The sequence below is a fragment of the Burkholderia sp. CpTa8-5 genome (assembly GCF_017815045.1).
Lineage (GTDB): Bacteria > Pseudomonadota > Gammaproteobacteria > Burkholderiales > Burkholderiaceae > Burkholderia > Burkholderia sola.
Genome location: NZ_JAGIQD010000033.1, coordinates 50,815 through 64,565, shown reverse-complemented (window position 1 = coordinate 64,565; position 13,751 = coordinate 50,815). Strand labels below are relative to the sequence as shown.

Annotated in this window: 11 protein-coding genes and 1 pseudogene; 6 read left to right on the top strand and 6 right to left on the bottom strand. The window is 67.3% G+C overall.

What is annotated here, in order from left to right; all coding sequences use genetic code 11:
* Together J8I35_RS30765 and J8I35_RS30760 are read right to left on the bottom strand one after the other, a co-directional pair.
* Positions 1-188, bottom strand: a 188-nt coding sequence (locus J8I35_RS30765; RefSeq protein WP_209928695.1) for a hypothetical protein, incomplete at its 3' end; no start/stop codon positions are given.
* Between the two features lie 36 nt (positions 189-224).
* Positions 225-1,034 (bottom strand): hypothetical protein, encoded by an 810-nt coding sequence (locus J8I35_RS30760; protein WP_245170498.1) that lies wholly within the window; start codon positions 1,032-1,034, stop codon positions 225-227.
* A 386-nt stretch (positions 1,035-1,420) separates the two neighbouring features.
* On the opposite strand from J8I35_RS30760, the gene J8I35_RS30755 reads away from it, so the two are divergent.
* From J8I35_RS30755 to J8I35_RS30745, 3 genes and pseudogenes are all read left to right on the top strand, one after another.
* Positions 1,421-2,632, top strand: a complete 1,212-nt coding sequence (locus J8I35_RS30755; protein ID WP_209928693.1) for a porin — start codon at positions 1,421-1,423, stop codon at positions 2,630-2,632.
* 420 nt (positions 2,633-3,052) lie between these two features.
* A pseudogene (gene pal / locus J8I35_RS30750) lies at positions 3,053-3,549 on the top strand (peptidoglycan-associated lipoprotein Pal).
* A gap of 128 nt (positions 3,550-3,677) precedes the next feature.
* Entirely contained in the window at positions 3,678-3,839 is a 162-nt protein-coding gene (locus J8I35_RS30745) for a hypothetical protein (protein WP_162838122.1), read from the top strand.
* Positions 3,840-3,926: 87 nt separating this feature from the next.
* On the opposite strand, the gene J8I35_RS30740 is transcribed toward J8I35_RS30745, so the two are convergent.
* The 3 genes from J8I35_RS30740 to J8I35_RS30730 are packed head-to-tail and all read right to left on the bottom strand — an operon-like array spanning position 3,927 to position 8,754.
* Positions 3,927-5,186 carry a cytochrome c gene (locus J8I35_RS30740; RefSeq protein WP_124630227.1) on the bottom strand — a complete coding sequence of 420 codons (1,260 nt, stop codon included), beginning with the start codon at positions 5,184-5,186 and terminating at the stop codon, positions 3,927-3,929.
* Complete coding sequence (locus J8I35_RS30735) at positions 5,183-5,881, bottom strand: (2Fe-2S)-binding protein (RefSeq protein ID WP_209928691.1); 699 nt, start codon at positions 5,879-5,881, stop codon at positions 5,183-5,185. The genes J8I35_RS30740 and J8I35_RS30735 overlap by 4 nt, the downstream gene beginning before the upstream one ends.
* On the bottom strand, positions 5,878-8,754 hold the full coding sequence (locus tag J8I35_RS30730) for a molybdopterin cofactor-binding domain-containing protein (protein ID WP_209928688.1): 2,877 nt from the start codon (positions 8,752-8,754) through the stop codon (positions 5,878-5,880). The genes J8I35_RS30735 and J8I35_RS30730 overlap by 4 nt, the downstream gene beginning before the upstream one ends.
* A gap of 453 nt (positions 8,755-9,207) precedes the next feature.
* On the opposite strand from J8I35_RS30730, the gene J8I35_RS30725 reads away from it, so the two are divergent.
* The 3 genes from J8I35_RS30725 (at position 9,208) to J8I35_RS30715 (ending at position 12,576) form a co-directional block, all read left to right on the top strand.
* On the top strand, positions 9,208-10,764 hold the full coding sequence (locus J8I35_RS30725; RefSeq protein ID WP_209928685.1) for a sensor domain-containing diguanylate cyclase: 1,557 nt from the start codon (positions 9,208-9,210) through the stop codon (positions 10,762-10,764).
* Between the two features lie 253 nt (positions 10,765-11,017).
* On the top strand, positions 11,018-11,293 hold the full coding sequence (locus J8I35_RS30720) for a hypothetical protein (RefSeq protein WP_050014069.1): 276 nt from the start codon (positions 11,018-11,020) through the stop codon (positions 11,291-11,293).
* Between the two features lie 248 nt (positions 11,294-11,541).
* The gene (locus tag J8I35_RS30715) at positions 11,542-12,576 is read left to right on the top strand and encodes a succinylglutamate desuccinylase/aspartoacylase family protein (protein WP_050014070.1); all 1,035 of its coding nucleotides are present in this window, start codon (positions 11,542-11,544) and stop codon (positions 12,574-12,576) included.
* A gap of 67 nt (positions 12,577-12,643) precedes the next feature.
* Here the strand turns inward: J8I35_RS30715 and J8I35_RS30710 are convergent, their stop codons facing one another.
* Entirely contained in the window at positions 12,644-13,714 is a 1,071-nt protein-coding gene (locus J8I35_RS30710; protein WP_209928681.1) for a zinc ribbon domain-containing protein, read from the bottom strand.
* Positions 13,715-13,751: the final 37 nt, after the last annotated feature.

The window sequence follows — 13,751 nt, the reverse complement described above, 5'->3', positions numbered from 1 at the left end:
AGAAACAAATCCTGAACCCCTGAAAACGCGACATTTCTATCTGGCTGGCGCCCCGACATCTTGAAATGGCTACGACATTTGTTGTAGTAGCTTTTTAGAAATGTCGTGTTTTGGCCTGTAGGTTGATCGTCTGCACCCTTGGGAGCGCCGGCGACGAACGCGACTGGGACGATCACCATGACGTCCACGTCACATCGGATCAGCCCGCCGTCGTCCGCTCCGATTCAACACGGCACCCGACCACCCACACCGTTGCCCATCATCGTGCACCAGCGCTGCGTGTCCTGTTGCGGTGCCGGATACGGCAACCCGGTCCGCGGATCGATCGAGTCCAGCGGATTCGGGCCGGGCGGATGGTTTGCCGCGTGCATCGCGGCGTTCTCCGCCATCTGTTTCGCGGTCGCCGCGTTCTGTCGAGCGAGGTCCGCCTTCTGCGCGTCGTCCAGCTTCTTCGTCATGGTTACCAGCCGCGCGAACTGCGGATCGCGAACATCCTGCAGCGGCGGCAAAGGCGGTGCGAACGGCATGAAAAGCAACGGCCCGTCATATCGCGGCACCGCCAGTTTCGACGGCTTGCCGAAATCCGCGGCCATGCTGATCTCCCACATGCCGGCGTTCATGCCGAGCGCGTGTTCGTAGTGTCGGTTCACGTCCGCCAGGCTGAGCGGCCCGGACGGTGCAGGCAATGGTTGCAGGGATGGCGGCAACGTCTGCCGGGTGGCAGGATAGATTGCGCGAACCCAGCTCGCCGCAGCGAGCGAGTATTGATAGAGAACCGCGTCGTACTTTTCCAGCACCTGCGCTCGACTATAGTTGCCGGGATTCTGGAAAACGGGCTTGTACGCCGCGAGGCTGTCGAGGTATCGCATGTTCGCATTTCGCTGCTCCGCAACGAACTGCTGCTCAGGGTCGACCGGCGCAGATGAAGACAGCGCAGCGCAGCCCGACAGCAGACTGACGACGAATGCAACACCGGCCGTCGTTCGGGACACCGACCGGATGGGACGCAAGATAGGGGACATCGGAAACGCCATGGAGACTCGACAGGTTTTCGTGAATCGGCGCGCTGCCGACAGCGGTCCGCATGCGCCACGCGCGCCCTATTCTGCCCTGCTCCATGTCGTTCCAGGTGGAATCGCGTCCGATCGTGGTGGATTCCGGTCTCGGGATTTCTACGGCGAGCGTTCGGGCCGGGTCTAGACGTTCGGCACACCACCGTCGCGCGATGGCGCGCCGAACCCTACGCACCGTCTCACCCGCTCCTTCCCGACCGCCTCCCCGCAAGTCGCCCCACCGCGATTCCGAGTGATTGGGCAGAGGACCTTTCCTGTGCAACGCCTTAATCGACCGCCGCACGATCTCCAATAATGGCCGCTCGATCCGTCGGCCGCCAGGCCGGCCCAACAACAACAAAACGCCTATGCATTCCTGCCAAACGAACCAGCATGCCGGCGCACGCGTCGCGGGGACCATCATTGCCGCCTGCCTGACCGGCTTCGTGTCGGATGTCGCGCTTGCCCAGAGCAGCGTGACGCTGTACGGCCTGATCGACACGTCGATCACCTACTCCACCAACCAGCGCACGCGCGGTGCCGGCTCGCCCGGCAGCGGCGGCGTCGCGATGACGAGCGGCGCATTGAATGCGTCGCGCTGGGGGCTGCGCGGTCGCGAGGATCTCGGCGGCGGACTGGCCGCGGTCTTCGCGCTCGAAAACGGCTTCTCTGGCACCACCGGCAAGCTGTCGCAGAAAGGCGTCGATCTGTTCGGCCGCCAGGCGTGGCTCGGCGTGGAATCCAGGACGGCCGGCGCGCTGACCTTCGGCCGCCAGTACGACCTGATCCTCGATTTCGTGACGCCGCTCGGCGCGTCCGGCCCCGGCTGGGGCGGCAACCTTGCGGTCCACCCGTACGACAACGACGATTCGAACCGCAACCTGCGCATCAATAACGCGGTGAAGTACACGAGCCCGACGGTTCGCGGGTTGACCTTCGGCGCGATGATCGGGTTCTCGAACACGCCCGGCCAGTTCTCCAACAACGCGGTGTGGAGCACGGGCTTGTCGTACGCGAACGGGCCGCTGAAGCTCGGCGCCGGCTACCTGAAGATCAGCAGCGACCGCAATGCGCCGAATCCGGACGGCGCGCTGAGCACGGTCGACGGCTCGGCGACCATCACGGGCGGCAACCAGCAGATCTGGGCGATGGCCGGCCGTTACGCGTTCGGGCCGCACTCGGTCGGCGCCGCGTGGTCGCATTCGACCACCGACGGCGTGACGGGCGTGCTCCAGGGCGGCAACATCGCGCCGCTGAAGGGCGAATCGCTGGTGTTCGACAACTTCTCGATCGACGGACGCTACTTCGTCACGCGCGCGCTGAGCGTCGCCGCCGCGTACACGTACACGATGGGCCGCTTCGACACCCGCACGGGACAGACCCGCCCGAAATGGAACCAGGTCGTCGCGCAGGCCGACTATGCGCTGTCGAAGCGCACGGATGCGTATCTCGAAGGCACTTACCAGAGCGTGAGCGGCGGCAACGGCAATCCGGCGTTCAACGCGACGGTCTGGACCATGACGCCTTCCGCGAACAGCAATCAGGCCGTCGTCGCGCTGGGGCTGCGCCACAAGTTCTGACGATGCGGCGTGTGGGCGGCGCCGTCACGCGGCTGACCGACTGCATTCGGCGAGCGCTTCCTCCATCACCCGATCGCGGTGTCCGGCACCGGCAAGGCCGCGCGCTCTGCGCGGCCTTTTTCACCGTGGCGGGCATCGCGTACCGCACCCCAGGCGCGGAAGCAAGAATGCCTCCCGGCTGTCGCGTTTGCGCAAAAAATGCGGAGAAACTGGGCACGTTGTGACATTTTTCCTAATCTGTTTGCAGCGACGCCGCGCTCCGGCGTTCCGGCCTGCAACATTCTTTCATCGGGCGCACCACCGGCTTACGAACCTGCATCACGGCAACGGAGCCGGACCTTTCGCGCCATGGCGACCGGACGGCTGCGTGCGAATGGCACGCGCCCCGCTTTCAACGCAGTCAACCGCTGGAGAAGAACGATGAGCAAAATGAAGCGAATTGCGGTCCTGGCAACTTTCGTCCTGCTGGCCGGTTGCCACCACGCGGCGAAGACGCCCGAGAATGCCGGCGCGGCGCGGCGCCGACGCCGTCGAGTGAAACCGTCGCGACGGTGACGGCCGACGATCTGAACAATCCGAACAGCCCGCTCGCGAAGCGCAGCATCTACTTCGATTTCGACCAGTACTCGGTGAAGCCCGAATTCCAGTCGCTGCTGCAGGCGCACGCCGACTACCTGCGCAGCCATCCCGCGCGGCGCGTGCTGATCCAGGGCAACACCGACGAGCGCGGCACGTCCGAATACAACCTCGCGCTCGGCCAGCGCCGCTCGCAGGCCGTGGCGAGCGCGCTCGAAACGCTCGGCGTGCCGGCGACGCAACTCGAGGCTGTCAGCCTCGGCAAGGAAAAGCCGCTCGCGCTCGGCCACGACGAGGAAGCGTGGGCGCAGAATCGCCGCGCCGATCTCGTCTATCGTTGATCCAGGCACCGCCGCGGCGATACGCAAAAAGCATGGAATAAGCGCCCCGCCGAAACGTCTTGTCATCGCGCAGACGCGGTTCACGCGAACCGCCTTTCCTGTTGCCTGCGCGCAGCAAGGAGATCGCAATGAAATCGGCAACGTTGGCTGCGGCGCTGATCGCGGCGCTGGTGCTTGTGCTGTCCACGGGCTGTACGTCGTCGGGCAGCGGTACGTCGCAAGGACCGGGCATGAGCCGGTACGGCGGCGCGGGAGGCAGCGGAGGCGGAGGCGGTGGCGGCGGCTACTGACGCGCCGCCGCAAGGAAGAGGCGCGAAATCGCGCGCGAACACCGGAAGCCGGCTGCTCGCGCGCGGTGCGCTACCCCGGGACGCGACTCAACGCATCGCCTTCACGTCGGCCGGCGTGACGCTCGCGGGCTGGCCGCCCCATGTCGCGCGCAGATAGTTCGCGAGCTGCGCGAGTTCGTCGTCGCTCAGCGTTTTCGCGAAACCCGGCATCGGCTGCAGGTTTTCGAAGCCGGCAAACTTCTGCTCGTCGATGCCATCGAGCATCGCGACCAGCAGATTGCGCGAGTCGGCCTGACGCACCGTCGAATTGCCGTTCATCGGCACCGCCACGTGCGGCTTGCCTTCGCCGTTGAAGCCGTGACAGCCCGCGCACACCGCGAGATACACCGAGCGGCCGGCCGCCAGTTGCGCGGCATCGGCCGACACCGGCTTCACCGGTTGCGGCGCGGGCGGCGTATCGCCGAGCAGGTACGTCGACAGGCCGCGCAGGTCGTCCTTCGTCAGGTATTGCGTGCTCAGATGCACGACCGGATACATCTCGCCGAACGCCGAGCCTTGCGGCGCGATGCCGACGCCGAAGAACGTCTGCAGGTCGGTGCCCGTCCAGCCGCGCGCGGCGAGGCCGGCCGGCGTGATGTCGGGCGCGGCCACGCGGCCGAGCGCGGCGCCCGCGAACGGCTTCGCGCCGTCGAGCTGGCCCGTGAACGCGCGCGGCGTGTGGCATTCCGCGCAGTGACCGAGTGCGCCCGCGAGATAGCGGCCGCGCTGCCAGTCGGCGGATTGTCCGGCCGATGCATCCGGCAGACTGTCCTTCAGGAACAGCATGTCCCAGAAGACCATGCCGAAGCGCAGGTTGTACGGGAACTTCAGGTCGTGCGCGCGGTTTTCCTGCGCGACAGGTTTGACCGTCATCAGGTACGCGTACATCGCGTCGGCGTCGGCGCGCGTGAGCTGCCGGTACGACGTGTACGGCATCGACGGATACAGGCGCTTACCCGGCGCCTTGCCGTCGTGCAGCGCGGCGTAGAAATCGTCCGCGCTCCAGCCGCCGATCCCGTGATCCTTGTCGGGCGTGATGTTCGAGCCGTAGAACGTGCCGAACGGCGATTCGAGCGCCGCGCCGCCGGCGAACGGCGCACCGTCCTTCGCGGTGTGGCACGCCGCGCAGTCGGCGGCCTTGACGAGATAGCGCCCGCGCGCGACCGCGTCGGCACCGGGCGCGCCGGACGCCGCGCTCGACGCCGGCGCGTCGTGGCCGCCGCACGCGGCGAGCAGCAGCGCGAAGGACGCCGCGAGCGCGGGCAGGCCCGCGGCCCGCGCGGCACGATGAGCGAATGTGCGTTTCATGGCGCTTCCTTCACGAGTCCCGGCGTCGTCAGCACCACGTCCTTGACGGCTTCGTAGTAGCGGACATAGCCCGTGCAGCGACAGAGGTGTGCGTCGAGCGCGTCGGTGATCGTGCGTTCCACGTCGGCCTTCGCGATCGGCTCGCGCTTCAGGCGCTCGATCAGCACGGTCGCCGCGTTGACGAAGCCCGGCGTGCAATAGCCGCACTGGAAGCTGAAGTGCTCGAGGAACTTCTGCTGGATCGGCGACAGCTCGACCACCTCGCCGGCTTCATTGCGCTTCGCGTGGCCTTCGATCGTGCGGATCGAACGGCCGTGGAAGAAGTGCGCGCCGGTGATGCACGTGCGCATTTCGTCGCTCGTGCCGTCCGGCTTGTCGACGATCACGACGCACGCGTGGCAGATGCCCTGCCCGCAGCCGAGCCGCGAACCGGTGAGGCCCAGGTACTCGTGCAGGAACTCGATCATCATCAGCCCTTCCGGCACCTGCATCGGGCCGACCGACTTGCCGTTGATGTTGAGCGACAGCGGCTTCTGCTGGAACCGGACGAGCGGACGCTCGACGGGCGCCGCAGCGAGTGCAGCCGGTGCGACGGGCACGGATGCCGGAGCGGCCGAAGCCGCGTTCGACGCGGACGCGCCGGTCGCAGCCGCGCCGGCGCTCGCGGGCGAAGCCGCGGTTTGGGCGGTCGTCATGCGAGCACCTCCTGAATCTTTTGCGGGGTCACCGGCAGGTCGGTGAAACGATGGCCGATCGCGTGCGCGATGCCGTTCACGATCGCGCCGACGACGGGAATCATCACCACTTCGGCGACGCCCTTCGGCGGATCGGTCTCGGACAGCGGCGGCAGCACGTCGCCCGTCTGCGTCCATACGGCGACGTCGGACGCGCGCGGCAACTGGTAACGGTTGAAGTTCCACGTGCCGTTGCCGGGGCCGTCCTCGTAGAGCGGCAGATACTCGTGCAGCGCATGGCCGATGCCCATCGCGAGACCGCCCTGCAACTGGCCCGATACGAGTTGCGGCGAAATCTGGTTCCCGCATTCCATGATCGAGTGATGCGTGAGCAGCTCGACCTTGCCGGTCGCTTCGTGCACGGCCAGCTCGACGAGCGTGCCCACCGCCGTGTAGTACGTGACGGCCGCGTTGTTGCGGCTCGTCGGCGGGACGAACACGCGCTTGCGATCGAGCACGCGATAGCCGTTCGCGGTCGGCGGCAGCGTGCCGCGCAGCGCGGTCGCGCCGGCTGGTGCGGCGGTGCCCGGCAGCGGGCCGTCGTCGCCGGTCTTCGGCGCGCCGACGCGCAGCGACAGCCCGTCGATCGGCAGACGCTCGACCGCGCCGCCCACTTCGAATTCGGCGTCGGTCCACTGCCAGCGGTTGAACACGTGCACGACGGCGCCGGTCGGCAGGCCGAGCGCATGCGCCTGCTTCGCGAGCTGCTCGAACGTCAGCGGCTCGAGGCCGTCGGCGGTCAGCTTGCCGTCGACCCAGCGCGCGTCCTCGATGCGGATCGTGTACGGCGCGGCCTGGCCGCCGCCGAGGCCGCGCGTCCAGATCGACATCGCGGCCGGCCACAGCCCGTAGCGGAACACGGCGCGCGCGGCTTCGCGCGTGCTGTGCGTGAAGTAGTACGCGGAGTTCGTCGCGCTCGACGGCGACGCATAGCCGGGCGACCAGCGCGGGTTCGCGCTCAGGCGGTCCTGATCGGCCTGCGACATCAGGTACGGGTCGCCGCTCGTCTCGACCGGCAGGTCCGGCCATTCGGTCAGCGCGACGCGCACGTCGGTCGCCGGACGGCCGAGCCATTTCGCGACCGCGACGGCCTGAGACGTCGACATCCCGGTGCCGATCTCGGCCGCCGTGTGTTGCAGCGACACCTTGCCGTGCGCGTCGAATTCGACCTTCGCGAACGACGCTTCCGCACCCGTGCCGAAATCCTTCTGCACGCACGCGAAGCCGACGCCGTAGCGCTTGCCCGGATGCGCCGCCTCGAATTCGGCCTTGCGCGCGGCACGACGCGTCCACAGCGGATGCTGCTTCGCGCGCTCGAGCACTTCGTCGACGCGCAGCGCGCCGGCGGGAATCGCCCCCTGTGTGTTCTTCATTCCCGAACGCAGCGCGTTGCGCAGCCGGAAGTCGATCGGGTCGATGTTCAATTGCGCGGCGATCTCGTCGACCGCCATCTCGGTCGCGGCCATGCTCTGCAGCGTGCCGTAGCCGCGCGCGGAACCGGCGTCGATCGCGCGCGACGCGATCGCGACGGCCGCGAGGTCGCTCTTCGGGAAGTAGTAGATCGATTGCGCGGCCGTGGCGCCGACCATCGCGACCGACGGCGAGAAGTTCGAGCGCCCCCCGCCGTTCGCCTCGAAGTCGCCCTTGAACGACTGCAGCAGGCCCGTGTTGCGGTCGACCGCGATCCGGTAATGCATCTTGAATGCGTGTCGCTTCAGCGACGTCTGGAACTGCTCGTAGCGATCGTTCGCGAAACGCACCGGGCGGCCGTCCGCGTACAGCGCGCAGACGAGGCCGTAGAACGGCACGTTGAAGTGATCCTTCGAGCCGTAGCCGACCGTGTAGCACGGATGCACGAACAGCTTCTTCACCGGGAAGCGGCATTTCGCGACCATCTCGGCCGCGTTCTCCGACACTTCCAGCGGCGACTGGGTCGGCACGACGAGATGCAGCGATTGCGTCGCGGCGTCGTACCAGCAGTTCGCGTTGTCGGGCTCGAGCGCGGCCGTGTCGACCGACTGCGTGTTGTATTCGCGGTCGAACACGAGCCAGTCGGCCGACGGCTGGTCGAGTTCGGCGGCGATCTGCCCGGCGAGGAACATGCCCTGCTCGTCTAGCTTGCCGTGCTCCTTGCCGTCCGGCCAGACCGGCAGATGCTTGCGCATCATGCTCGGGAAGATCGGCGCGTCCTTCAGGCTCGAATAGACGTCGTCGTCATAAGCCGTCTTGCCGCCCACGCGCACGTAGCGGAACGTGCCCCACGGATCGCGCTCGAGCGGGCCCGTGACCGCGCCGTAGCGGATCACGTCGTCGCGGAACTTCAGCGCGTTCTTCGCGAAGCGAAAGCGCGCGAAGTCGTGATAGATCAGGATCGCGACCGCATGGCCGAGATACGCGGGCGTCTTGCCGGCCGGCAACAGCATGTCGTCGCCGTAGAACGCCGGGAACGCGACGCCGTCGCGCGCGAGATCGTCGGCCGTGACCACGCGGTCCGGTTTCAGCTCGTCGCCGAGCAGCGACAGGTCGAAGCCCTCGTACGTGCGGTCGGCCTGCGTGACGCGCAGGATCAGCGCGTGCGACTGCTGCTGCGGCCAGTGCGGCATGTCGGCCGCGCGCACGTCGCGGGCGAACACTTTCGAGCCCGTGACCTTCGCGATGCCGTCGATGCGGAATTGGGGGATGCCGGTGACGCTATCCCATTTGACGGGTGTGAGGAGTTTTTCTTCGAAGAGCGCCGCGAACGCGCGGCTGCCGATGGGCGCGACATACACCGCGACGCCCGCCAGCACGCTGGCTTTCAGAAAACCCCGCCGTGACAGGCCGTGGTTTTTCATTTGGGGGGAACCTCCTGAGGCGGCTCGGACGGCGATCGGGTGTCGCGGCGTCCGGAGCGGCGCGCATTCTGGCATTGTTTTGGATATATCGCCTATAGTATTTCCCGCATGAAATACTTATTGGAATTCTTATAGCGGTTTTCAGCCGGGCTGCGGCGGGTGGTCGCAGCGGCGATTCGTTTGCGGTTTGCTTGCGGCGGAGGCAGTCGCGCCGGCTTCGGCGGCCGCCGCACATCGTTCCGTTCGCAACGAACGCTGCGTTCGCGCCGCCGCATCCGCAAGCCCCCGCCGCCGGGGCTGACAACCCGCGCACGAGACGATGCGCGGCGCCGCCAACCGGCCCGCGACGCCGGTTTTTCGTGGTAATGTCGTGCGCATCCGGCTCGGCCGGGCTTCCGCCACGTGCCGTGCGGAGCCGCCAGCCATCGCAACATCGTGTCGAGGTCGACAATCATGGCAGTCAGGGCGTCTCTCCTGAACTCCGTTCTCGCCACTCCCCCCTCCGGCAACCACCGCGTGACGGCCGCGCTGCGTCCGTCGATGCTCGTGACGCTGTTCGAGGACATCCGCCCGATGGCACTGTCCGGGCTCGGGAGCGGTTTCGTCGCGGCCGTCGCACTGATGCGGCTGCAGCAGCTGTGGTGCCTCGCGTGGCTCGTCCTGGACGTCGGCCTGCTCATTGCGCGCCTGTGGATCGTACGAGCCTACACGGTGCGGCGCGACGCAGGCGACGATCGCATCGAGTACTGGGCGATGCGCTATGCGCCGGTGTCGCTCGTCGCGTGCTTCGTGCTCGGCCTGGGCGTGATGGGCTGCGTGCAGGCCGCGGACGTCGAGCTCGGCACGCTGTCCGTGATGGTCGCGGGCGGCGTGTTCGGCGGAATCGCGTCGCGCAATTCGGCGCTGCCGCGGCTCGCGATGACGCAGGTCGTGCTCGGCGTGCTGCCGATCGGCGTCGGCGCGCTGCTGGCGCCGCGAACCGGCGCGTGGCTGCTCGTGCCGCCGCTCGCGATCTATCTGGCGGCGATGCGTACGGTCGTGCAGCGTCACTACCGCGTGCTCGTCGCGCTGATCGCCGCGCGCCAGCGCAACGCCGAACTCGTCGCGCGCTTCGACGCCGCCCTCACCTACATGCCGCACGGCCTGTGCATGATCGACGGCGACAGCCGCGTGATCGTCGCGAACCGGCGCACCGCACAACTGTTCGGCTCGCCGCGCGAGATCATGCTCGATACGCCGCTGCCGACCGTGGTCGCCGCGCTCGGCACGCATGCCGTGACCGATCCCGGCGGCGCCGGCCTCGCCGCGCAGTGCGATGCATGGCTGAACCGCGCCGAGTCCGGGCCGCTCGACATCGTGCTCGCCGACGGCCGCCAGCTCGAACTGACGCGCCACCGCGTGCCGGACGGCAACGCGGTGATCATCGTCGAGGACGTCACCGCGCGCCGCCAGACCGAACAACAGATCCGGCACCTCGCGCGGCACGACGCGCTGACGGGGTTGCCGAACCGCCACGAACTGCATGCGGCGCTCAAGCGGATGCTCGCGCGCCGGCCGCGGCTGCCGAGCCCCGCGCTCGCCGTCATGTATCTCGACCTCGACGGCTTCAAGTCGATCAACGATCGCTTCGGCCACCAGGCCGGCGACGAAGTGCTCACGCAGGTCGCCGAGCGGCTCGGCAAGACGCTGCCGCCGGGCGAGCTCGCCGCACGCATCGGCGGCGACGAATTCGTCGTCGCGATCGACGACACGACGATGCAGGCGTGCTCGATCCTCGCCGCGCGGATCATCCGGCAGATTTCCGCGCCGTACGCGCTGTCGATCGGCGAGACCGTCTGCATCGGCATCAGCATCGGCATCGCGCTCGACGACGGGCACGGCTCGCCCGACGAGCTGATCCAGCACGCCGACAGCGCGCTGTACGACGCGAAGTCGGCCGGCAAGGGCATCTACTGCTTTTACTCGAGCGGCAGCGGCAGCCGCCGCATGGCGCCGGCCGCCACGACCTGAGCCGCCGACGCGCGCCGCGCCTCCGCCCTTTCCCGGCCTGCCGCCGCCTCCCGACGATTCAATTCCGAAACGCTTTGCGGGTTCGCACGTGACGCCGCGCGTTCGCATGTCACGTGACGTGTTCCGTAACATCGCCGTCCGGCGCCCCGCACGATGACGGCAGAAGCCCGCACGATCGAGGCCGAGCGCGGTATTTACCGGCTGGCATTCTTATTGCTCCTTGATGGGGAAAGAACGTTTCAGGGAGCTCACCATGAATACCGTCGACGTCCTCGCGCGAACCGAAATCATCGACGAACAGGCGGTGATCGACGGCGCATCGCTGATCCGCCGGCTCGTGTCCGACCGCCGGATGCCGGCCGCGTACGATGCCGCATGCATCGACAATCCGCCGCTCACGCTGTACGGCGCGTTTCGCCAGGGCGTCGCCGATCACGCCGCGCGGCGTGCGAATCCGTATCGCGCCGGCAGCCGTTTCTGGGCACTGTGGGAAGAAGGACGTCTCGAAGCTGAAACATCCGGCCGGTAAGCCGGTCGTACGCGCCGGCCCTGTCGCGACAAGGGATCGGCGCGAAACGCGACGCGCGAATGCAGCCGGCTGGCGCACCGGCATGCGTTCATCGCTGCAACATCGCGCGGCCGCGCGTGGAGGGCCGCCAACGCACGGCAACGCGCCCGGCCGCAGTCGCGCGTCTCGCGGTCGATCCCGCCCCGCCCGCCGCGCGCGGCCGGTTTCCCCTATAAGATGGCAGATTCCGTTCATCGAACGATACCGCCATGACCGCCTCTTCCTCTCCGCGAAATCCCATCCACTGCGAAATCGATCTCGACGCGCAAGGCAAGCACGCGGGCTACCTGCGGCTACCGCACTCCGTGCACCGCTCCGCCTACGGCTGGCTGCCGATTCCGATCGCGTCGATCCGCAACGGCGACGGCCCGGTCGCGCTCGTGATGGCCGGCAACCACGGCGACGAGTACGAAGGCCAGATTATCGTGTCGCAGCTGATGCGCGAGATCGAACCCGACATGGTCAGCGGCCAGTTGATCCTGCTGCCGATGGCGAATTTCCCGGCGGCGGATGCGGGCCTGCGCGTGTCGCCGCTCGACGAAGGCAACCTGAACCGCAGTTTTCCCGGCGACCCGACCGGCACGCCGACGCAGATGATTGCTCACTACATCGAGCACGCGCTGCTGTCGCGCGCGCAGTATCTGGTCGATCTGCATTCGGGCGGCAGCTCGCTGCTGTACCAGGGCGGCAACATGCTCGCGATCGATCCGCTCGACGCCGACGAAGCCGAGAAGCTCAACGGGCTGCTGGTCGCGTTCGGGTTGCAGAACGCGCTGCTGCACGCGCCGAATCCCGTGCATTCGGCATCGGCTGCGCGTCGGCAAGGCGCGATCTCGATCGTCACCGAACTCGGCGGCGCCGGCATGGCCGATCCGTCGCTGATCCGGCTCGGCCGCCACGGGCTGCTGCATTACCTCGGCTATATCGGCCTGCTGCATGGCGCGCTCGTGCCCGACGCGCCGCCGACCGTCACGCGTTTCATGCGCGTCGACGGCGATCGTCATTTCGTCTATGCGTACGAGCGCGGGCTGTACGAGCCGCTCGTCGAACTCGGCGACCAGGTGAAAGCCGGCCAGCCGGCCGCGTGGGTGCATTTCCCCGATACGCCGTTACGCGAACCGGTGCTGCACCGGTTCAACGGCGATGGCGAAGTGGTGTGCAAGCGGGTGCCCGCGCAGGTCCAGCGCGGGGATTGTCTGTTTCAGTTGGCGGAATTGTCGACGCCGCCGCGCGTCATCGAGTGAGGAACGCGACTCGCGTGTTCGGGACCGTCGTACGCCAACGCCGACGCCGGTGCGTACACGCGGACCGTCAGTCGGATGACGCCGGCGACTCATTGCCCTGCGCAATGCCGCATTGATGGCAATGCGGGAAGAAGAAGAAATTCCGGCCACCGCATTCGCATACGTTGAAAAGCCTCAATCCGCAATGCACGCAGAACGTGGAGTCGTCGCCGCCGAGATTCCATTGTTTGTCGCATGACGGGCAACGCTTTTTCTCGAGCGACCGGACGGCTTTTTCGTATCCGATCGTCCGCGCGCGTTCGCCCCGATCCTGCTGCAATTCGAGCCGTTTGCGCTCGGCATAGCGCTGAAAGGCCTTCATCATGTAAAGGCCGGCGAATACCGTCAGCACGATACCGACCAGGACCCGCACATAGCCGCCGAAATTCGGCAGGTACGGCACCAGTTCAATGAAAAACGCGCTCAATGCAAACAGGCCGAAACCGTACACGAACGGCCAGTAGCGCGCCTTCCGACAGCGGATGAACAGCCAGGTCGCAACCAGCAGGATCGGCAGCGTCAGCGCCAGTCGCAGTCCGAACACCTGCATCTCGTAGCGCCGCGTTGCGTCGTCGAAGCGCCGTTCGGCGGCTGCGTCCGCTTCGGCGATTTGCGTGTCGACTTGAGCCTGCTGCGATGCCAGTGCCCGTTGCTGGTCGCCGATCGCATCGATCTGATGCTGCCAGTTGACCACCACGGCCTGGAGCGTATCGAGCGTGCGCGTTCTCGCCAGAATGTCCGGGTCCCTCGTCCCGTCACCTGTCACCGCGCGGGTGGCCAGCCAGTTGCGGAAGCTTTCCTTCTCGGCCGCGTATTCCTTCGCGGCGCGGCCGCGCGCCACTTCCATCGTGTCGGCCTTCTCGGCAAGCGCGTCGCGCTGCGCCCGCAACTGGCGCCGCGCCGCGTCCAGCCGCGCTTTTGCCGGCGCGTCGGCGAATTGCTCGATGACGGGCGGCCCGCCCCTCGGGGCGAACGCCATGTCGCGGATCACGAGACTGCCGAGCATGTTCAGAAAGACGGCGAAGATGATCGCAATCGCCCAGGAGGCGAGTCGCAGGAGCCGCGCCGGGCTGGTCAGGCCGTCGCCGGAAGTCATCATTGTTTTTTTCCCGTTGTTCGACTGGTTTCCATTGTCA